16 protein-coding genes and 4 tRNA genes are annotated in these 21,347 nt (G+C 60.0%); 8 read left to right on the forward strand and 12 right to left on the reverse strand.

The genetic code is table 11. The features are described from left to right. Positions 1 to 10 precede the first annotated feature (10 nt). Both CAG47_RS02005 and CAG47_RS02010 read left to right on the forward strand, forming a co-directional pair. Entirely contained in the window at positions 11 to 2,092 is a 2,082-nt protein-coding gene (locus CAG47_RS02005) for a carboxy terminal-processing peptidase (protein WP_177408904.1), read from the forward strand. A gap of 144 nt (positions 2,093 to 2,236) precedes the next feature. Beyond that, on the forward strand, positions 2,237 to 4,027 hold the full coding sequence (locus CAG47_RS02010) for a bifunctional diguanylate cyclase/phosphodiesterase (protein WP_085723242.1): 1,791 nt from the start codon (positions 2,237 to 2,239) through the stop codon (positions 4,025 to 4,027). A 24-nt stretch (positions 4,028 to 4,051) separates the two neighbouring features. Here CAG47_RS02010 and CAG47_RS02015 read toward each other — a convergent pair whose 3' ends face one another. The 5 genes from CAG47_RS02015 to CAG47_RS02035 all read right to left on the reverse strand — a co-directional run bounded on the left by CAG47_RS02015 (position 4,052) and on the right by CAG47_RS02035 (position 6,748). Then, positions 4,052 to 4,459, reverse strand: a complete 408-nt coding sequence (locus CAG47_RS02015) for a hypothetical protein (protein WP_085723243.1) — start codon at positions 4,457 to 4,459, stop codon at positions 4,052 to 4,054. Further along, complete coding sequence (locus tag CAG47_RS02020) at positions 4,460 to 4,831, reverse strand: hypothetical protein (protein WP_003223109.1); 372 nt, start codon at positions 4,829 to 4,831, stop codon at positions 4,460 to 4,462. Beyond that, positions 4,828 to 5,169: a helix-turn-helix transcriptional regulator gene (locus CAG47_RS02025; protein WP_085723444.1), complete on the reverse strand. Its 342-nt coding sequence runs from the start codon at positions 5,167 to 5,169 to the stop codon at positions 4,828 to 4,830. The genes CAG47_RS02020 and CAG47_RS02025 overlap by 4 nt, the downstream gene beginning before the upstream one ends. A 114-nt stretch (positions 5,170 to 5,283) precedes the next feature. Then, a complete protein-coding gene (locus CAG47_RS02030) occupies positions 5,284 to 5,739 on the reverse strand; it encodes a YkvA family protein (protein WP_085723244.1) in 456 nt (151 codons plus the stop codon). 292 nt (positions 5,740 to 6,031) lie between these two features. After that, a complete protein-coding gene (locus CAG47_RS02035; protein WP_085723245.1) occupies positions 6,032 to 6,748 on the reverse strand; it encodes an FKBP-type peptidyl-prolyl cis-trans isomerase in 717 nt (238 codons plus the stop codon). 269 nt (positions 6,749 to 7,017) lie between these two features. On the opposite strand from CAG47_RS02035, the gene CAG47_RS02040 reads away from it, so the two are divergent. Together CAG47_RS02040 and CAG47_RS02045 are read left to right on the forward strand one after the other, a co-directional pair. After that, positions 7,018 to 8,820 carry a di-heme-cytochrome C peroxidase gene (locus tag CAG47_RS02040; RefSeq protein ID WP_085723445.1) on the forward strand — a complete coding sequence of 601 codons (1,803 nt, stop codon included), beginning with the start codon at positions 7,018 to 7,020 and terminating at the stop codon, positions 8,818 to 8,820. Positions 8,821 to 8,848: 28 nt separating this feature from the next. Beyond that, positions 8,849 to 9,985, forward strand: coding sequence for a catalase family protein (locus CAG47_RS02045; protein ID WP_085723246.1), 1,137 nt, complete (start codon positions 8,849 to 8,851; stop codon positions 9,983 to 9,985). A 129-nt stretch (positions 9,986 to 10,114) separates the two neighbouring features. On the opposite strand, the gene CAG47_RS02050 is transcribed toward CAG47_RS02045, so the two are convergent. From CAG47_RS02050 to CAG47_RS02065, 4 genes are all read right to left on the reverse strand, one after another. Then, positions 10,115 to 10,191 (reverse strand) — tRNA-Asp (locus CAG47_RS02050). Positions 10,192 to 10,206: 15 nt separating this feature from the next. Next, positions 10,207 to 10,282: transfer RNA gene (locus CAG47_RS02055), tRNA-Val, on the reverse strand. Between the two features lie 199 nt (positions 10,283 to 10,481). Continuing rightward, positions 10,482 to 10,558: transfer RNA gene (locus CAG47_RS02060), tRNA-Asp, on the reverse strand. A 19-nt stretch (positions 10,559 to 10,577) separates the two neighbouring features. Continuing rightward, positions 10,578 to 10,653: transfer RNA gene (locus CAG47_RS02065), tRNA-Val, on the reverse strand. A gap of 159 nt (positions 10,654 to 10,812) precedes the next feature. Here CAG47_RS02065 and rdgC point away from each other — a divergent pair. Both rdgC and sugE read left to right on the forward strand, forming a co-directional pair. After that, positions 10,813 to 11,733: a recombination-associated protein RdgC gene (gene rdgC, locus CAG47_RS02070; RefSeq protein ID WP_007969735.1), complete on the forward strand. Its 921-nt coding sequence runs from the start codon at positions 10,813 to 10,815 to the stop codon at positions 11,731 to 11,733. A 265-nt stretch (positions 11,734 to 11,998) separates the two neighbouring features. Further along, the gene (sugE, locus tag CAG47_RS02075) at positions 11,999 to 12,313 is read left to right on the forward strand and encodes a quaternary ammonium compound efflux SMR transporter SugE (protein WP_007977599.1); all 315 of its coding nucleotides are present in this window, start codon (positions 11,999 to 12,001) and stop codon (positions 12,311 to 12,313) included. 111 nt (positions 12,314 to 12,424) lie between these two features. Here the strand turns inward: sugE and CAG47_RS02080 are convergent, their stop codons facing one another. The 3 genes from CAG47_RS02080 to CAG47_RS02090 form a co-directional block, all read right to left on the reverse strand. Continuing rightward, the gene (locus CAG47_RS02080) at positions 12,425 to 14,299 is read right to left on the reverse strand and encodes an MFS transporter (RefSeq protein WP_085723247.1); all 1,875 of its coding nucleotides are present in this window, start codon (positions 14,297 to 14,299) and stop codon (positions 12,425 to 12,427) included. Between the two features lie 97 nt (positions 14,300 to 14,396). Beyond that, positions 14,397 to 15,548, reverse strand: a complete 1,152-nt coding sequence (locus CAG47_RS02085; RefSeq protein WP_085723248.1) for a TDT family transporter — start codon at positions 15,546 to 15,548, stop codon at positions 14,397 to 14,399. 130 nt (positions 15,549 to 15,678) lie between these two features. Beyond that, the gene (locus CAG47_RS02090; RefSeq protein ID WP_085723249.1) at positions 15,679 to 16,869 is read right to left on the reverse strand and encodes an MFS transporter; all 1,191 of its coding nucleotides are present in this window, start codon (positions 16,867 to 16,869) and stop codon (positions 15,679 to 15,681) included. Between the two features lie 148 nt (positions 16,870 to 17,017). Between CAG47_RS02090 and CAG47_RS02095 the strand changes: the two genes are divergently transcribed. After that, positions 17,018 to 17,554 carry a TetR/AcrR family transcriptional regulator gene (locus tag CAG47_RS02095; RefSeq protein WP_085723250.1) on the forward strand — a complete coding sequence of 179 codons (537 nt, stop codon included), beginning with the start codon at positions 17,018 to 17,020 and terminating at the stop codon, positions 17,552 to 17,554. 216 nt (positions 17,555 to 17,770) lie between these two features. Continuing rightward, entirely contained in the window at positions 17,771 to 21,241 is a 3,471-nt protein-coding gene (locus tag CAG47_RS02100; protein ID WP_085723251.1) for a PAS domain-containing hybrid sensor histidine kinase/response regulator, read from the forward strand. Positions 21,242 to 21,347: the final 106 nt, after the last annotated feature.

Genomic DNA, 21,347 nt, shown 5'->3' on the forward strand with positions numbered 1-21,347 from the left:
TCGAATCAGCATGAAGCATCTGTTCCCCAGCACTGCCCTCGCCCTGTTCATCGGTATCGGCTTGCTGCCGATGTCGAGCAATACTTTCGCAGCCAATAGCTGGGACAAGCTTCAACCCGATCGTGACGAAGTGATCGCCAGTCTGAACGTCGTGGAATTGCTCAAACGCCACCACTACAGCAAGCCGCCACTCGATGACGCACGCTCGGTGATCATCTACGACAGCTACCTCAAGCTGCTGGATCCGTCGCGCAGCTACTTCATGGCCAGCGACATTGCCGAATTCGACAAGTGGAAGACGCAGTTCGACGATTTCCTCAAGAGCGGCGACCTGAACGCCGGGTTCACGATCTACAAGCGCTACCTGGACCGCGTGAAGGCGCGTCTGGACTTCGCCCTTGCCGAACTGAACAAAGGCGTCGACAAGATCGACTTCACCACCCGGGAAACCTTGCTGATCGACCGCAAGGACGCCCCTTGGCTCAAAACCACGGCAGAACTCGACGACCTGTGGCGCAAACGCGTCAAGGACGAAGTCCTGCGCCAGAAGATCGCCGGCAAGGATCCCAAGCAGATCCAGGAAACCCTGACCAAGCGCTACAAGAACCAGCTGGCGCGCCTGGACCAGACCCGCGCGGAAGACATCTTCCAGGCGTACATCAATACCTTCGCCATGTCCTACGACCCGCACACCAACTATCTGTCGCCGGATAACGCGGAGAATTTCGACATCAACATGAGCCTGTCCCTCGAGGGCATCGGTGCCGTGTTGCAGAGCGATAACGACCAGGTGAAAGTCGTGCGCCTGGTGCCGGCAGGTCCGGCGGACAAGACCAAACAGGTTGCACCGGCCGACAAGATCATCGGCGTTGCCCAAGGCAACAAGGAGATGGTCGATGTGGTGGGCTGGCGCCTGGACGAAGTGGTCAAGCTGATTCGCGGACCGAAAGGCACCGTGGTGCGCCTGGAGGTCATCCCGGCCAGCAATGCGCCGAACGACCAGACCTCCAAGATCGTGCCGATCACCCGTGAAGCGGTGAAGCTTGAAGACCAGGCCGTGAAGAAATCGGTCCTGAACCTGAAGCAGGACGGCAAGGACTACAAGCTCGGCGTCATCGAAATCCCGGCGTTCTATCTGGACTTCAAGGCCTTCCGTGCCGGCGACCCGGATTACAAGAGCACCACCCGCGACGTCAAGAAACTGCTGACCGAGTTGCAGAAAGAAAAAGTCGACGGCGTGGTCATCGACCTGCGCAACAACGGCGGCGGCTCCTTGCAGGAAGCCACCGAGCTGACCAGCCTGTTCATCGACAAAGGCCCGACCGTGCTCGTGCGTAACGCCGATGGCCGTGTCGACGTGCTGGAAGATGAAAACCCGGGCGCGTTCTACAAAGGCCCGATGGCGTTGCTGGTCAACCGCCTGTCCGCCTCGGCTTCGGAGATTTTTGCCGGCGCCATGCAGGACTACCACCGCGCGCTGATCATTGGCGGCCAGACCTTCGGCAAAGGCACCGTGCAGACCATTCAGCCGCTCAACCATGGCGAACTGAAACTGACCCTGGCCAAGTTCTACCGGGTTTCCGGACAGAGCACCCAGCATCAGGGCGTCCTGCCGGACATCGATTACCCATCGATCATCGACACCAAGGAAATCGGTGAAAGCGCCCTGCCGGAAGCCATGCCGTGGGACACCATCAAGGCGGCGATCAAGCCTGCGGTCGACCCGTTCAAGCCGTACATTTCGCAACTCCAGTCCGAGCATGACCTGCGCACGGCCAAGGATGCGGAATTCGTGTTCATCCGCGACAAGCTGGCCCTGGCGCAGAAACTGATGGCCGAAAAAACCGTCAGCCTCAATGAAGCCGAGCGTCGCGCCCAGCACGCCGACATCGAAGCCAAACAGCTGACCATGGAAAACATCCGTCGCAAAGCCAAGGGCGAAGAACCGCTCAAAGAGCTGAAGAAGGAAGACGAGGACGCCATCGCAGCCGAGGACGACAAGACCAAGCCGGAAGATGACGCCTACCTGAGCGAAACCGGGCGGATTCTGCTGGACTACCTGAAACTCAACACGGCAGTGGCCAAGCACTGAGTATTGAAAAGCAGCTGATGGCAATTTAATGCTGACGCTCCCCGGAGCGTCATCAAACAGTCATCATTCTGTCGTGAAATAAAGGACCGGACGTGCCCTTTTTACCAAGGCGCGCCCGGTCCTTTTTTATCGCCAGAGACCGCCATGACCACAACCGAACAGCTGAGCGCATTGAGCTCGATCCTGACTCAAAGTGGTTTGCACAGTTTGTTCCAGCCGATCATCAGCCTCTCGGAACGGCGCATTCTCGGCTATGAAGCCCTCAGTCGCGGCCCCTCCAACAGCCCTCTGCACTCCCCTGTCGCCCTGTTCGCCATCGCCCGCCAGGCCGGACGCCTGAGCGAGCTGGAAATCGCCTGCCGCGAAAGCGCTTGCCGACGCTTCAACGAACAACAACTGCCCGGCCTGTTGTTCCTCAACGTATCCCCGGAGTCCCTGCTGGAAGCGGCGCATCAACCGGGACGCACCCTGCGCTTGCTGCAGGACTTCGGCATCGCGCCGAGTCAGGTGGTCATCGAGCTTACGGAACAGACGCCGACGGATGATTTCCAGCTGTTGCAAACCGCGCTGCATCACTATCGGGCAATGGGGTTTTCGATCGCGCTGGATGATCTGGGGGCGGGTTATTCGAGTTTGCGTTTGTGGTCGGAACTACGACCGGACTACGTGAAAATCGACCGGCATTTCATTGATGGCATTCATCAGGATGCGCTAAAGCGTGAGTTCGTCGGCTCGATCCTGCAAATCGCCAAGGCCTCGCGGGCGCAAGTCATCGCCGAAGGCATCGAACTGCCGGAGGAACTCACGGTACTGACCGAAATGGGTGTGGACCTGGTGCAGGGCTATCTGCTCTGCCGCCCCCAGGAACACCCGCCACGGGATGCCCGGGCGTTGATGCCCCGACAGGACAGCACAGCAGTTGCACTGAGCGAAGACGGCAGCGACCTCAGCGCCCTGCTCAACGAGCAGCCTGCCGTGAGCAGGGACACCCCGACCGCCACGGTGCTTGAAGCCTTTCGTCGCCAGGCCAACCTGAACTCACTGGCGGTCCTGGATGAACAGGGTCAGCCCTGTGGCATTGTCCATCGGCATTCGCTTTCCGACGTCCTGCTCAAGCCCTTTGCCACCGACCTGTTCGCCCGCAAGCCCATCAGCCGCTTGATGAACGATGACTTCCTCGCCGTCGAGCTGAGCCAATCGCTGCAACAGGTCAGCCGCCTGATCACCAGTCGCGCCCGCCAGCGCATCGAAGAAGACTTCATCATCACCCTCAATGGCGGCTATCTCGGGCTGGGCCGCGTGATAGACGTACTCAAACTGATCACCGAACTGAAGATCCAGCAAGCCCGCTACGCCAACCCGCTCACCTTGCTGCCGGGTAACGTGCCGATCCAGCAATGCCTGACGCGGTTGCTGCAACAGCAACGGGAATCGGTGATCTGCTACGTGGACATCGATAGTTTCAAACCCTTCAACGACATCTACGGCTATGGTCGCGGCGACGAAGTCCTGCTGTGCCTGGCGCAATGCCTGAATGACCGCGTCGACCCATCCCGCGATTTTGTCGGCCACATTGGCGGTGATGATTTTTTGCTGGTGCTCGGCCCGGAAGACTGGCGCAAACGTTTGAACCAGTTGCTCGACGACTTCCAGAGCCAGTGCCGGCGCTTCTACCGCAACGAGCACCTGGAGGCCGGCTGCTTCATCGCACCGAACCGCCAGGGCGTACGGCAGGAATTTGCGTTGTTGTCGCTGTCGATCGGCGTGGTGCATTTGCATCCACAGGCCTGTGGACAACTCGATGCGAGCCAGTTGGCCGAAATGGCATCACAGGCCAAGCACCATGCGAAGAATGTGCAGGGTTACAGCGTGCATGTGATTGATAGCCTGGCACTGTTGCCTGTTGAAAAGGCGCTCGTTTCCGGGCATCGATAAGGGAGCTTTTCGGTTTCACGCCAATCAGCGAGGCCCCGGGGCAGACTTCAACTCGTTGAGCTTGATCGGCGCCAGCGGATGCCCGGCCTTCGCCGCGATCTCCCAGAATCGGGCCGCTTCAATCGGATCCGGGGCCTTGCTCGCTGTCCCGGCCAAACTGATCACCCCCACTTGATACGCCGCCTTGCCATCGCCCGCCAACGCTGCCAGGCGCAACAAACGTACGCCCTCCTCACGTGCACCAAGGCCGACGCCGCGAAACGTCAGGATGTGCCCATAGAAGCTCTGGGCGCCGACATTGCCCAGATTGGCCATGCGCGCGAACTGGCCTTCAAGCCAGCGCCAGCCACGAGGCTGACGGACAAACCACGACCAGTGGAACAACCGGCGCGCGAGCCAGTAACCGGCCCGCGCCTTGAGTTGCAGGAACACTCAGGCCTCGGCCGATTCCGGGTATTCGTATTCGAACACCCGCACCACTTCCGAGGCGTGCCAGGACGCGGCGGCAACGCCGTCCGAGGGCCCGGAGAAGCGCCCCAGACGTTCGACACACTCAAAGAATCCGGTGCGCGGCAAACGGCTGGCGCCCTGACTGATCACCAGTGAACTGCGCAATGGCTGCTCCGCCTTGGCATCCAGTGCGGCCAGATGCTCAAGGGCCGCCGTCAGGGTCTGCATGGCCGGGGTCGGCAGTTGCAAACGCTCCAGCAAGGCCCGATACGTCAACAGGTGGCGCTGGCGTCGCGCCTGATCCAGTTCGCCCAGTAATCCGTCCCAATGTTGACGACTGATCCGTACGCTCACGATTCATCCCTCCACCCAGGCACCGTCAATTCCCAGGCCAGGCTGCGGCGAATCGCGGCGTCGGGCAGACGCTCGCCACTTTCGATCATGGCCAGGTATGACGGGCTGATGCCTACCGTGCGGGCCAGCGCCTCGATGGCGATGCCCTTCCCCTCGCGCAAACTGCGTAGTTGATCCAGACCCGGAAGAATCGCGTCTGGAGTTGCCGCCTGAAGCTTCGTGCCTTGCGGTGACGCTTGCTCCTTGATGCCTGCTGCTTTGAGTAACGCCTGATACTGAGCCCATGGCAGAACCGCGTATTCGGGCTCGCCTTCGCGTGTAATTATCTGAATATCCATGACTACCCCGTAGGACAACAACACTTTGCGAGTCGGCACTTTTCCTTAGAAGTGTAATCCTAACAGCGGCCAAGGTCGCGGGGGGCATCAATCTGCGAACAGGTTGAAATCGACTCAGTGTTTTTTCGGACCCTGAAGTTGAAGTTGTTCGGGGGTAGCAGGCAGACGCTCGACCACCGCGAGCTTCTCCGGTGCCTGCCGTTTGCGCCAGATGCGGAAGGCATTGAGTTCGTCGTCGAGCACTTTCATCAACCACGCCAATACCGCGATGTCATCGAACATGCCGAAAACCGGAATGAAATCCGGGAGCGCATCCACCGGACTGAGGAAATACATCAGGCCCGCGACAACAGAAACCAGCGCCTTGGGGCTTATGGCACGATACTCACCCCGCCAGTACGCCAGGCAGAGTGCCTGCAACAGCTTCAAATCGTCCTTGATCTTGCCCAGTCGATAGCCCTGGCTCGCGCCTTTGCTGGCGACCGCGAACAACAGGGTCGGCAATCGACCGCGTGCCAGCAGGCGTCCGGCCAATGGCAGGAAACGAGCGAAACTCCAGGGTGCTTTCATCATTCCTCCCGTTGAAATGTTATCCACACAAATTGTGGATAACCTTGTGAACAGAGCCGTTTTACTCCGCTAAAAGCCCCGTTTTACAAGGTCTGCGTTCAGATCGGGCGTTTTTTACTCATCAAAAAAAACCCATAATTTCATTGACTTGGCGGCCTTGAGCGTCTACCGCCGAGGCTACCATGGCCAAGACTCCGGCCCAGAGCGTCTGTTCGCTTTGTTTACCCCTGCCGAACGCCAGATGCAACAACGCCCCGCAAAAGCGAGGCGTTGTTATCGAAACAGGCGCTGATTACTTGGCAGCAGCGTCTTCTTTTGCCGGATCCTTGATGGCCAGCAGTTCCAGATCGAACACCAGCACCGAGTTAGCCGGAATCGCCGGGCTCGGGCTTTGAGCGCCATAAGCCAGGTCAGCAGGAATGTACAGCTTGTACTTCTCGCCAACGTGCATCAGTTGCAGGCCTTCGACCCAACCCGGGATCACGCCGCTGACCGGCAGATCGATCGGGCTTCCGCGCTCGACGGAGCTGTCGAATACAGTGCCGTTGGTGAGTTTGCCGGTGTAGTGAACGGTCACTACGTCAGACGGTTTTGGCTGAGGGCCATCGGCCTTCTGCACGACTTCGTACTGCAAGCCCGAAGCAGTGGTGGTCACGCCGGGTTTCTTGCCGTTTTCCTCGAGGAACTTCTTGCCGGCAGCAGCCGACTCTTCGCTCATCTTGGCCATGCGCTCTTCGGCACGCTTTTGCAGTGCGGCGAACGCCTCAACCAACTCCTCGTCCTTGAGCTTCTGCTCTTTCTTGCCGACGGCGTCTTCGATGCCCTGGGCTACAGCTTTGGAATCCAGGTCATCCATGCCTTCCTGAGCCAGGCTCTTGCCCATGTTCAGGCCAATGCCGTAGGAAGCTTTTTGCGCCGGAGTTTTCAGCTCTACGCTGGTCTGCGAATCACAACCCGCGAGTACCAGGCTAACCAGGGCAACCGCCGCCGCCAACCGATGCTGTTTCATGCTATTTCCTTGTTCATGCGCCTAAAGGGCAATCGAGTAAAGCCGCGAGCTTATCAGGCCGCCACGACCAATGGCTACCGGCATGAGAGCCGGAAACAACTGATAAGTTCAGGCGTTAAAACGCATTTCACAATTCGACTGATGAAGCTTCTTTCATCTTGTTCCGACGCAGACTGATTCCTGTACCTACAACATCTGGCGTAATGGCCTCTTGCCGCACCCCGGGTACTGGGGCATAACGGCATGATCGTTCGACAAGGATGTTTATCTTGCGCCTCTTTATTCGCTTGTTGGCTCTCATGGCAGTACTGCTCGGACTGGTCATGGCCGTAGTGCTTTACTATGTCGCCAACCCGAAATTGCCGGTCTGGTCGCCAGCACAACAGGTGCATTACCTGGAGCAATGGAGCGCGGCCGACCGCGAAACCTACTATTTCACTCCCCAGGGCACTCAGGTCAAAGGCTTGCGTTACAGCTGGTTCACCGCCCTCGAACTGCCCTTCTCGCAGCAACGCTTCGCCGCCCCCGAGTACCTCGCCCGCTTCGGCTTTCTGGTGGACCCTGGCCAGGAAGCGACAGTGAACAACCCCGGAAACCTTCCGGTCGGCTTTACCCGCCATCAGAATGCGGGAAGCCCGGATACATTTCTGGACATCACTTGCGCGGCCTGCCACACCGGCGAACTGCGATTCAAGGGGCAAGCCGTGCGTATCGACGGCGGCTCGGCACAGCATGTCTTGCCGTCCAGTGTTCCTACACTCAGAGGGGGCAGTTTCGGACAAGCACTGGTGGCCAGCCTGGCCTCGACCTACTACAACCCGTGGAAGTTCGAACGTTTCGCACGCAACGTGCTGGGCCAGGACTACGACGCTCGTCACCAGGCGTTGCGCAAAGAATTCAAATCCTCGCTTGATACCTTCATCAAGGTGGCCTGGAACGACACCCATCGCGGGCTTTATCCGACCGAGGAAGGCCCGGGACGCACAGATGCCTTCGGGCGCATCGCCAACGCCAGCTTCGGTGACGCGATCTCCCCCGACAACTATCGAGTGGCCAATGCCCCGGTCGACTATCCGCAGTTATGGGACATGTGGACGTTCGAATGGGTGCAGTGGAACGGCTCGGCGAAGCAACCGATGGCGCGTAACATCGGCGAGGCGCTGGGCGTCGGAGCCACACTGAATTTCTTCGACAACAACGGCCAACCGTTGATGGGTGACGCCCGTTACCCCTCCAGCGTCCGTGTGCGCGACCTGCACCTGATCGAACAAACCCTGCAACGCCTCGCGCCTCCGGCCTGGCCGGAAGATCTGCTGGGCGCGGTCGACAAGACTCTGGCGGCAAAGGGTCGCGCCTTGTTTGCGGAAAACTGTGCGGGCTGCCATGTACCGCCTACCACCCAGGGCGAGGGGCGGTATGTCCAGCATTTGAAAATGATCCCGACGGACTATGTTGGCACCGACCCTGGCGCGGCCAACAACATCGCCGACCACCGCTTCGACCTGACAGCGCTGCAATGGAAGCAGGAAGAACTGGAAAAACTCGATGCCGAGCCCAAACCTGCCGAACCATTGGACCTGAGCAAAATGTCCGTGGCCAAAGGGCTGGCCTATGTCACTGCCTATGTCCAGGACCGTGCGTATCAAGACGCCCAGGTCACCCCTGCCGAGCGCCCGGAAATGGACGGTTTCGGTCTGCCGATCGGTGTGCGCGAGTTACGTTCATACAAGGCCAGGCCATTGGCGGGGGTATGGGCGACAGCGCCGTTTCTGCACAACGGTTCGGTACCGAGCATTTACCAGTTGCTGTCGCCTCAGGATGAACGTGCGACCACATTCTACAAAGGCACTTTCGAGTATGACCCGGGCCACCTGGGCTACCGCACCGAAGCCTTTACCAATGGCTTTTTGTTCGACACGCGCATCACTGGCAACCACAACAGCGGTCATGAATTCCGTGCCGGCAAACTCGGCAATGGCGTGATTGGTCGCTGGTTGCAGCCACAAGAGCGCTGGGCGCTGCTGGAATACCTGAAAGTACTGGGCGGCCCGCTGGAAGAGCAACTGCCATGACTACAGCCTCATTTAAAAGGATGCTCCCATGCTGATGACACTCTGGCTGCGACTGGGCGCCTTCCTCGGCAAATTGTTGCTGTGGTCACTGGGGCTCGGCGTGCTTGGCTGGGCATTGGCTACGGCCTGGTTTGCCTGGCAGCAGCGCGGACCGGTCTCGGCGCAGGAGTTGATTCCCGACGGAGAAGCTGCGATGACCCAGGACATCATCCAGACCGCCGTGCGCATCGTCGATCAGCACCGCGAAAACACCCGCTACCTGCGCGATGCCCATGCCAAGGCCCACGGCTGTGTGAAGGCCGAAGTTCAGGTGCTGCCGCAACTGCCCGATGAACTGCGCCAAGGTGTATTCAGCGAGCCAGGCAAGATCTGGCAAGCGACGATGCGCCTGTCCAACGGCAATGCCTATCCGCAGTTCGACAGCATCCGCGACGCCCGGGGCATGGCGATCAAATTGTTCGACGTGCCGGGTAAACAACTGTTGGGCGATCAGTTGGAGCGAGGCGAACAGGACTTTGTGATGTTCAGCCACCCGAACTTCTTTGTCAGTAATGTCGCCGAGTACCGTCAGAACGTCGCCGCTCAAGCCGACGGCAAAAAGGTGATGGCATTCTTCCCCGGCTGGGATCCACGCGCCTGGCAAGTTCGCCACCTGTTTATCGCCCTGGCGACGCTATCCCCTGCCCCGCCAAGCCCGACCCGGACGACCTACTTTTCGGTTTCACCCTATAAATTCGGTGCAGCCAATGCGAAATTCCGGGTCGCCCCCGATCCGGACAGTTGCCCCGCCTACGACCTGCCGGAACAAAATCGCAAGTTGCCGAACTTTCTGCGCACTGCGCTGAACCAGCAGTTGTCGACCGATCGGGTGCCCGCGTGTTTTGTCCTGCAAATCCAGCGACAGGACGCCAACAAGTACATGCCGATAGAAGACACCAGCATTGAGTGGCGCGAAAGCGATGCACCCTTCGAGACAGTGGCGCGAATCAAGGTTCCAGCGCAGGACTTCGATACACCGGCGCTGAACCTGCAATGCGACAACCAGTCGTTCAACCCCTGGTTCGGCATCGAAGCGCACCGCCCCATTGGCGGGATCAATCGGTTGCGCAGGGCCGTCTACGAAGCTGTCAGCGACTACCGGCACGACCGTAACGCCGAGCAATAATCTGGCAGGCACAAAAAAAGCGATCCTGAGATCGCTTTCAAGCACTGGCCAAGCGCCAGACAGCAGAAAGCCCGCACTGGGCGGGCTTTCTGTGGTGATCTGGCGTTCAGTGTTCCAGATTACCGAATATGGCGCAGCGGACGGGACTCGAACCCGCGACCCCCGGCGTGACAGGCCGGTATTCTAACCGACTGAACTACCGCTGCGCGTAGCGTTGAAAGTGGTGGGTGATGACGGGATCGAACCGCCGACATTCTGCTTGTAAGGCAGACGCTCTCCCAGCTGAGCTAATCACCCTTTACCTTCGTTGCGGGACACATTATGCCACAGGTTTTTATAAAGTGTTGATTTATTTGAAGTTTTTTTCAAAAAAATCTAAAAACCGGTGAAACGACGCAACCCACAGGAACAACAGTCAAACTTGAGGCAGAAAAAAGCCCGCATCAGCGGGCTTTTCCGTGGTGACCTGGCGTTCAGTGTTCCAGGTTACCGAATATGGCGCAGCGGACGGGACTCGAACCCGCGACCCCCGGCGTGACAGGCCGGTATTCTAACCGACTGAACTACCGCTGCGCGTAACACTGAAAACGAATGGTGGGTGATGACGGGATCGAACCGCCGACATTCTGCTTGTAAGGCAGACGCTCTCCCAGCTGAGCTAATCACCCTTCGCTTCGGTGTGGCGCGCATTCTACGGAGCGACCCAACCTCTGGCAAGCACTTTTTTAAATAATTTTCCGAGCCCTTCCAAAGGCTTAGAGAAAGGTTGGCCTATGGCACGGCGAAGACAATAATGCCCCCCTTTGTATAAAGGAGAGACTCACCCCATGTGGTTCAAAAACCTGCTTATCTATCGCCTGACCCAAGATCTGCCTGTTGATGCCGAGGCGTTGGAAACTGCACTGGCCACCAAACTGGCGCGCCCATGTGCAAGCCAGGAGTTGACCACCTACGGTTTCGTCGCGCCGTTCGGCAAAGGCGAAGATGCGCCACTGGTCCACGTCAGCGGTGACTTCCTGCTGGTGTCCGCTCGCAAGGAAGAACGCATTCTGCCGGGCAGCGTCGTGCGTGATGCGGTCAAGGAAAAGGTCGAAGAGATCGAAGCCGAGCAAATGCGCAAGGTCTACAAGAAGGAGCGCGATCAGATCAAGGATGAAATCATCCAGGCCTTCCTGCCCCGCGCCTTTATCCGTCGCTCGTCGACCTTCGCCGCCATCGCGCCGAAACAGGGCCTGATCCTGGTCAACTCGGCCAGCCCGAAACGCGCCGAAGACCTGTTGTCCACCTTGCGTGAAGTGATCGGCACCCTGCCGGTACGCCCACTGACCGTTAAAATGTCCCCGACCGCGACCATGACCGAGTGGGTCACCACGCAGAAAGCCGCGGACGACTTCTTTGTGCTGGACGAGTGCGAACTGCGCGACACCCACGAAGACGGCGGCATTGTGCGTTGCAAGCGCCAGGACCTGACCAGCGAAGAAATCCAGCTGCACCTGAGTACCGGCAAAGTGGTCACTCAATTGTCCCTGGCCTGGCAGGACAAGCTGTCGTTCGTCCTCGACGACAAGATGGTGGTCAAGCGCCTGAAGTTCGAAGACCTGCTGCAAGACCAGGCGGAACAGGACGGCGGTGACGAGGCCCTGGGCCAACTGGATGCCAGCTTCACCCTGATGATGCTGACCTTCGGCGACTTCCTGCCGGCACTGGTTGAAGCATTGGGTGGCGAAGAGACGCCGCAGGGGATCTAACGGCTTGTGATCACACACTGTGCGAGCAAGCCCGCTCCCACATTTGCCTTTGTGGTGCTTCGTGAGCAACAGGATCGGGAAATGGCCGCTCAACAGGCCAGCGACTGACTTGCGATCCTGATCCGCGATCTTGATCCGCGATCTTGATCTGAAAACTTGATCCCCGGGTTAATGCTGGGCACTATATTGCCCATCGCGAGGACGACCTCGCGGCTCGATCGAGTCATTAATCAGGGGACGACCCCGTCAGACGATGGAGGTCTTCATGTCCTGGATCATTCTGTTTTTCGCCGGCCTGTTCGAAGTGGGCTGGGCCGTCGGTCTCAAGTACACCGACGGTTTCACCCGCCCGCTCCCCACTGTTTTGACCGTTGCAGCCATGGCGATCAGCCTTGGCTTGCTCGGCCTTGCAATGAAGGAATTGCCGTTGGGTACGGCCTATGCGATCTGGACCGGTGTCGGCGCCGTTGGCACGGTGATCGCAGGGATCATTCTGTTTGGTGAGTCGATGGCGCTGGTGCGGCTGGCCAGTGTGGCATTGATCATTTCCGGGCTCGTTGGCCTGAAGGTCAGCGCTTAACTTTCAGACCGCCATCGTCGGAACGCCGCCCGGAGCCGGCTCGCTCCCACATTGGAACGCGATCAATTGTGGGAGCGAGCCTGCTCGCGAAGAGGCCAGCACAGCCACCGACTATCTAACGGCCCCGCGCAATTCCCCCACCAACACCTGCAACTTCGCAGGCTCCGCTGCCTCAACCGCCACTGCCGGCCCCGCCACCAGGGTCACCCGCGACCACAGGCGATGAAACAGTCCCTTGCCCGGATCGCGACTGAAGAAACTCCCCCACAACCCCTGCAAGGCCAGCGGAATCACCGGCACCGGCGTCTCTTCGAGAATCCGCGTCAAGCCGCCCTTGAACTCATTGATCTCGCCATCGGCGGTCAATTTACCCTCGGGGAAGATGCACACCAGTTCCCCGTCCTTCAGATACCGCGCAATGCGCGTGAAGGCCTTTTCGTAGATCTGGATGTCTTCCTGGCGCCCGGCAATCGGAATCGTCCCTGCGGTACGGAAGATGAAGTTCAGCACCGGCAGGTTGTAGATCTTGTAATACATCACAAAGCGAATCGGCCTGCGCACCGCGCCGCCAATCAGCAAGGCGTCGACGAACGAGACGTGGTTGCACACCAGCAGCGCCGCGCCTTCATCGGGGATCAGATCGAGGTTGCGGTGCTCGACGCGGTACATGGAATGGCTGAGCAGCCAGATCATGAAACGCATGGTGAACTCGGGGACGATCTTGAAGATGTAGGCGTTGACGCCGATGTTCAGCAACGAGACCACCAGGAACAGTTGCGGGATCGACAGCTTGGCCACGCTCAGCAAGACGATGGAGACAATCGCCGAGATCACCATGAACAACGCGTTGAGGATGTTGTTGGCGGCAATCACTCGTGCCCGTTCGTTCTCCGCGGTTCGCGACTGGATCAGCGCGTACAGAGGCACGATATAGAAGCCGCCGAAGACGCCCAGGCCGAGGATGTCGAGCAACACCAGCCAGGTGTGGCCGAAACCGAGGATTTCAATCCAGCCATGGCCGGCGACGCTGTCCGGAATTCCGCCGGAATGCCACCACAGCAGCAGACCGAAGACGGTCAGGCCGAACGAACCAAACGGCACCAGCCCGATTTCGACTTTGCGTCCGGAGAGTTTTTCGCAAAGCATCGAACCCATCGCGATGCCGACCGAGAACACCGTCAGAATCAGCGTCACCACGGTTTCATCACCGTGCATCCATTCCTTGGCATAGGCCGGGATCTGCGTCAGATAAATCGCCCCGACAAACCAGAACCATGAGTTGCCGACAATCGAGCGAGACACCGCCGGCGTTTGCCCCAGGCCGAGTTTCAAGGTGGCCCAGGACTGGCTGAAGATGTTCCAGTTCAGGCGCATTTGCGGCGTGGCGGCCGCCGCGCGAGGAATGCTGCGGCTGGCCAGGTAACCAAGCACGGCAATGCCGATGATTGCCGTGGACACCACCGGCGCGTAATGCGCCGAAGACATCATGATCCCGGCGCCAATGGTGCCGGCGAGGATCGCCAGGAAAGTGCCCATTTCCACCAGGCCGTTGCCACCCACCAGTTCATCTTCATGCAGGGCCTGCGGCATGATCGAGTACTTCACCGGACCGAACAGCGCCGAATGGGTGCCCATGGCAAACAGCGCCACCAACATCAACGACAGGTGATCGAACATGAAGCCGACGGCACCGACCGCCATGATGGCGATTTCCCCCAGCTTGATCAGGCGGATCAACGCATCCTTGGCGAACTTTTCCCCGAATTGCCCGGCCAGGGCCGAGAACAGGAAAAACGGCAGGATGAACAGCAGCGCACACAGGTTGACCCAGATCGAGCGGTCACCTTCGATGGTCAGCTTGTACAGAATGGCGAGGATCAACGACTGCTTGAACACGTTGTCGTTGAACGCCCCGAGGGACTGGGTGATGAAGAACGGCAGGAAGCGCCGGGTGCGCAGCAAGTTGAACTGTGAGGGGTGACTCATCTTCCATGTTTCCCTGAATTAGGTAACGAGTGGCCGGGATTCCTTTATTGGAGTATCAAAAATCGATCCAGGCCACACATTACCTATTCTTTGCCGGTTATTTCTTCAATCCGGCAATGCACGGCGAGACAAACAGCTCACCACGCCAGGCGCCCAGCACCGTGCGCTTGCCGACGATCAGCCACATCGCGGCCAACAACGCCACCAGCACGCAGCCAAACACACCGAAAAACGTCAGGCTCAAGGTACTGGCCAGTTTCAACGTCGCCAGCGAATAGACACCCAACGGGAAGGTGAAACCCCACCAGCCAAGATTGAAGGGAATGCCGTCACTCAGGTAACGCCCGGTGATCAGCAGCGCCATCAGCATCCACCAGAGTCCGAAGCCCCACAGAGTGATGCCGGCCACCAGGCCCAACCCGGCAGCGATCTCACCGACACCCGGCAACCCGTTCGCCGCGAAAATCAACGGTGCGTCGCCGCCCAGCACCAGCATGCCCAAGGCACCGGTGCCGATCGGGCCAAGGGCCAGCCAGCTTGAGGCGGCCATGTTTTCGTGAGGCAGTTTATGCAGGGCCATGCGCAGCAACAGAATGGTCAGGATGCTGAAAGCCACCGGCAGGGAAAAGGCCCAGAGCACGTAGCTGGTCACCAGCATCACCAGTTGCGAGTGAGCGTCGACCAAATGCGGTGCCAGCAAACCACCACTGGCGGCTGCGACTTCCGCCGCGACCACCGGCAACAGCCAGACGGCGGTCATCTGGTCGATGCTGTGCTCCTGACGAGTGAACATCATGTAGGGAATCAGCACGCCGCAGGCCAGCGACATGGCCACATCCAGCCACCACAACACTTCGGCGAGGTGAATCACTCCTTCACCCCAACGCGGCAGGCCGAACACCAGGAAGCCGTTGATGATGGTCGCCAGCCCCATCGGGATGGTGCCGAAAAACATCGAGACCGTGGAGTGGCCGAAGATCCGTCGTGCCTCGTCGAAAAACAGCAGCCAACGCGCCGCGTACAGCACTGTAAACAGCAGAAACAGTGCGATGTTGAACAGCCAAAGGGCTTCGGCGAAGGCGTGCAAGGCGGGCATGGCGACCGGCAATTGCGCCAGCGCCAACGCCAGCACACCGGTACCCATGGTGGCCGCGAACCAGTTCGGGGTGAACTGGCGGATCACCTCGCGAGGATGCTGCAAGTGAGTGAAAGGTTTGATTCCGGGCTTGATGCTATTGGCGCATGTCATGGCTAACTCCTGTCCTCTCGTGAGGTGGAGCCCATGTTAGATCCGAATCGAATATCTATATAACGGGTAATTTCTCTATATCTTATCTATTTTACAGATATACGATCGGACAGGCCCGCACCACCCCACTTCACGAGCCAGCCGTACAGGCATTGGCAGAACGCTGACGCAGCAAGCCGGCCAGCGCGCCAAGGGCCAGCACAATCAGCACCACGCCATAGCCATCGGTGGTGGTCACCAGGCCAAACGACCGCGTCAGGATCCCGGCCAGCAACGATGGCAGGCAGAACGCCAGGTAACTGAGTACGTAATACGCCGACATCAAACCCGCGCGCTCATGGGGCAACGCCAACGGCACCAGACTGCGTACGGCACCAAGGAAACCGGCACCAAAACCACAACCGGCGACAAGGGTGCCAAGGAAAAACAGCGACAGGCTGGCACCATGCACACCCAGTAGAACCAGGACGAGTCCCATCGGCAGCAAACTGCCACCCAACCGCAGCGCCTGGGTGGCAGGCCGGTTGCGCAAGGTGAAAATCATCAACGCGCCCGTCACCGTCAACGCAGCAACGGTCGCCCCGCCAATCAGGTTCGAGGTCGAGCCCGTCGCCGTGCGCACCAGCGAAGGTGCCAGCGATGCATAAAAGCCGCCAAGCGCCCAGGTCGCCGTGTTGAGTGGCAGCACCCGCCACAAGGTGGCGCGCGCCTGAACCGGCACATGCAAGGTCGGTCGCAATGATGTCCACACACCGGCCTGGCGCGAGACGCTTTCCGGCAATCGCCAGACATACAGGGCCTGCATCACAAACAGGACCAGAAGCACCCAGAAGGTCAAATGCAATGGCGCCGGGGCAAACTCGGCCAACACACCGCAACCCAACGCGCCGGCAGCCATGCCGAGCAGCGGCGCAACGCTGTTGACCAACGGCCCTTGCTGTCGGTCGGTGTCGAGCAGCGTTGCACTCAACACCGCAGTCGCCATGCCCGTCGCAAAGCCTTGCAGCACCCGTGCACTGATCAACCAGGCAACGCTGTCGGCGTGAATAAACAGCAACATCGCCAGGACGTTCAGCGCCACCGACGTAAAAATCACCGGCTTGCGCCCCAGGTAATCCGACAGCGATCCGACCGTCAGCAACGCCGCCAACAGACTGAGGGCGTACACGGCAAAAATCAGGGTCAGTATCGCCGCTGAAAAATGCATCTGCTCCTGATACAAGTGATACAGCGGCGTCGGCGCGGTCGAGGCCGCGAGGAAACTGAGCAGGGTTAACGCCAGAAACCACAGGCTGGCACGATTTGAATGGGAACCGGGCATGAACACACTCCACAAAAGCTAATTTTTTGCTTTTGTGGAGTGTGCTACTGGATTTCTCTTAAAGCAAATTCTTTGTGTTAAGGTCCGAAAAATGGCTTTCAGAACCGAGTGCCTGCAACAGGGCCCGGCGCGATACAGGAAACCCAGGATGACAGCTCCCACATTACGCCCCGGCGGCCGCAGCGCGCGGGTCCAGGAATCCATTCATGCGGCCGTGCGCCAGCTCCTCGAGGAGCAGGACCGCGCCAGCGTGACCGTGCCGCAAATCGCCGCGCGCGCAGGCGTCACGCCGTCGACCATCTATCGCCGCTGGGGCGATGTGTCGGCACTGCTGGCCGATGTCGCCCTCGCCCGCATGCAACCCGACAACGAGCCGATCAATACCGGCAGCCTGCACGGCGATATTCGGGCCTGGGCGGAACAGTACCTGGACGAGATGAGCAGCGAGCCCGGCCGCAACATGCTGTGCGATGTACAGGCGGCGCTGAAGCCGAGTTATTGCGCGACCATCATCGGCGGGCAACTGCAGACGATTCTGGATCGCTATCCGGATGAGCCCAGGCCCAGTGTCGATCGGCTGATCAATCTGATCGCCGCGCCGACGGTGTTTCGCATCCTGTTTGCCGAAGCGCCGCTTGAGGTTGAGGAATTGCACCGATTGATTGAAGTTGCATTGAATCAGTGAAGCCCCCTTCGCGAGCAGGCTCGCTCCCACAGAGGGCAGCGAACACAGGGCAAGTGTGGGAGCGAGCCTGCTCGCGAAAGGGCCAGCCCAGACACTGAAAATCCCCCTGCGACACCCCGCCACGCCACGACCTTGGTCGACACTGACTAACGCTGGCGGTCGTGCGAGACTGTCTGTCCGGGCGGGAGGTCCGGGTGTCTTTTGTCTGGAGTCCCCATGTCGCTGTCCACCGGGCTGATTGCCGCCGTCGCCCTGGCCTATATGGCCATCATGTTCGCCATCGCCTTCTATGGCGACCGACGCAGCGCGCCCTTGCCGCCGCGAGTGCGGGCCTGGGTGTACAGCCTGTCGCTGGCGGTCTATTGCACCAGTTGGACCTTCTTCGGTGCCGTGGGCCAGGCCGCCGAACAGCTCTGGTCGTTCCTGCCTATCTACCTCGGGCCGATCCTCTTGCTGATCGGCGCACCGTGGGTCCTGCAAAAAATGGTGATGATCAGCAAACAGGAGAACATCACCTCCATTGCCGACTTCATCGCTGCACGTTACGGCAAATCCCAGTCATTGGCGGTGGTGGTGGCGCTGATTTGCCTGGTCGGTGTGTTGCCCTATATCGCGCTGCAGCTCAAAGGCATCGTGCTCGGCGTGAACCTGCTGATCGGCGCCGGTGCCGATGCCATGGGCACCCGTGCCCAGGACACCGCGCTGATTGTGTCGCTGGTGCTGGCGTTGTTCACCATTGTCTTCGGTACCCGCAACCTAGACGCCACGGAGCACCACCGCGGCATGGTGCTGGCGATTGCCTTCGAATCGCTGGTCAAACTGTTCGCATTTCTCGCCGTCGGCGCCTTCGTGACCTACGGCCTGTACGACGGTTTCGACGACCTGTTCGACCAGGCCATGCTGGCGCCGCGGCTCGAACAGTACTGGAAGGAAACCATCAACTGGCCATCGATGGTGGTGCAAACCGGTGTGGCGATGATGGCGATCATTTGCCTGCCGCGACAGTTTCACGTGACCGTTGTCGAGAACATCGACCCTCAGGATCTGCGCCTGGCCAAGTGGGTTTTCCCAACCTACCTCGCCCTCGCGGCATTGTTTGTCGTGCCGATTGCCCTGGCCGGCCAGATGATGTTGCCCAGTTCGGTGTTGCCCGACTCGTTCGTCATCAGCCTGCCCCTGGCCCAGGCACACCCGGCGTTGGCCTTGCTGGCGTTTATCGGCGGGGCTTCGGCGGCCACCGGCATGGTGATCGTGGCCAGCGTGGCACTGTCGACCATGGTGTCCAACGACATGCTGCTGCCCTGGCTGCTGCGTCGCAACAACGCAGAACGTCCGTTCGAAGTGTTCCGTCAGTGGATGTTGTCGGTGCGCCGCGTCAGCATCGTGGCCATCCTGCTGCTGGCCTACGTCAGTTATCGCCTGCTGGGCTCGACCGCCAGCCTGGCGACCATTGGCCAGATCGCTTTCGCTGCCGTGACCCAGCTTGCCCCCGCCATGCTCGGGGCGCTGTACTGGAAACAAGCCAACCGCCGTGGCGTTTTCGCAGGCCTGGCCGCGGGCACCTTCCTGTGGTTCTACACCTTGATCCTGCCGATTGCCGCCCTCAGCCTCGGTCTGTCCTTGAGCACATTCCCGGGCCTGGCCTGGCTGCACAGCAATCCACTGAACCTGCCAATCACCCCGCTGACCCAAGGCGTGGTGCTGTCTTTGGCAGGCAACTTCACGTTGTTCGCCTGGGTCTCGGTGCTGTCGCGCACCCGGGTTTCCGAGCATTGGCAGGCGGGCCGCTTCATCGGCCAGGAAATCAGTGCCCGTCCCAGCGCACGTTCGATGCTGGCGGTGCAGATCGACGACCTGCTGCAACTGGCGGCGCGCTTTGTCGGCGAAGAACGGGCCCGTCAAAGTTTCATCCGTTTTGCCTATCGCCAGGGCAAAGGCTTCAACCCGAACCAGAACGCCGACAGTGAATGGATCGCCCATACCGAACGCTTGCTGGCCGGTGTGCTCGGAGCCTCTTCGACCCGCGCGGTGGTAAAAGCCGCCATTGAAGGCCGGGAGATGCAATTGGAGGACGTTGTGCGCATTGCCGACGAAGCCTCGGAAGTGCTGCAGTTCAACCGTGCCTTGCTGCAAGGTGCCATCGAGAACATCACCCAGGGCATCAGCGTGGTCGACCAGTCGCTGAAACTGGTGGCCTGGAACCGTCGCTACCTGGATCTGTTCAACTACCCCGATGGCCTGATCAGAGTCGGCCGGCCCATCGCCGATATCATTCGCCACAATGCCGAGCGCGGTCTGTGCGGCCCCGGCGAAGCCGAAGTTCACGTCGCGCGCCGCCTGCACTGGATGCGCCAGGGCCGCGCGCACACGTCCGAACGACTGTTCCCCAATGGCCGGGTGATCGAACTGATCGGCAACCCGATGCCCGGCGGTGGCTTCGTCATGAGTTTCACCGACATCACCGCGTTCCGCGAAGCCGAGCAGGCGCTGACGGAGGCCAACGAAGGCCTGGAGCAACGGGTTACCGAACGGACCCACGAATTGTCCCAACTCAACGTCGCCCTGACCGAAGCCAAGGGCACCGCCGAAGCGGCCAACCAGTCCAAGACCCGTTTCCTCGCGGCCGTCAGCCATGACTTGATGCAGCCGCTGAATGCCGCGCGGCTGTTCTCCGCCGCCCTCTCCCATCAGAACGAGGGTCTGTCGGGCGAGGCGCAGAAACTGGTCGAGCACCTGGACAGCTCGCTGCGCTCGGCCGAAGACTTGATCAGCGATCTGCTGGACATTTCCCGCCTGGAAAACGGCAAGATCAACCCGAATCGCCAGCCGTTCGCGCTCAACGAGCTGTTCGACACCCTCGGCACCGAGTTCAAGGTGCTGGCGCGAGAACAAAACCTGGAGTTCCGCGTGCGCGGCAGCGCGCTGCGGGTCGACAGCGACATCAAATTGCTGCGGCGGATTTTGCAGAACTTCCTGACCAACGCTTTCCGCTACGGCAAAGGGCCGGTGCTGCTGGGGGTTCGCCGACACAAGGAACAATTGAGCCTGGAAGTCTGGGACCGTGGGCCGGGTATTCCGGAAGATAAACAGCAGGTGATTTTCGAAGAGTTCAAGCGCCTCGACAGCCACCAGACACGAGCCGAAAAAGGCCTGGGCCTGGGCCTGGCCATTGCCGACGGCCTTTGTCGCGTGCTCGGCCATACCCTGCGCGTACGCTCCTGGCCGGGGCGTGGCAGCGTGTTCAGCGTCAGCGTACCGCTGGCCCGGTCACAGACCTCTGCACCGGTCAAAGTCGCCGAGCTCAATGGCAAATTGCTCAATGGCGCGCAGGTGCTGTGTATCGACAACGAGGACAGCATTCTGATCGGCATGAACAGCCTGCTCAGCCGCTGGGGTTGCCAGGTCTGGACCGCGCGCAATCGCGAGGAATGCGCCGCGTTGCTGGGCGAAGGCGTGCGTCCGCAATTGGCGCTGGTGGATTACCACCTCGATCATGGCGAGACCGGCACCGATTTGATGGCCTGGTTGCGCACGCAAATGGGCGAGCCGGTTCCAGGGGTGGTGATCAGCGCCGATGGCCGGCCGGAGACGGTGGACATGGTACACGCCGCGGGACTGGACTACTTGGCCAAACCGGTGAAACCGGCGGCGTTGCGGGCGTTGTTGAGCCGGTATTTGCCGTTGTAGGGTTTGGGTGATGTGGTGATGGGTCTGACGCCTTCGCGAGCAGGCTCGCTCCCACAGGTGTCGTGGTGACATACATGTGGGAGCGAGCCTGCTCGCGAAGCTTTTC

Source organism: Pseudomonas sp. R37(2017), from assembly GCF_002113375.1.
Lineage (GTDB): Bacteria > Pseudomonadota > Gammaproteobacteria > Pseudomonadales > Pseudomonadaceae > Aquipseudomonas.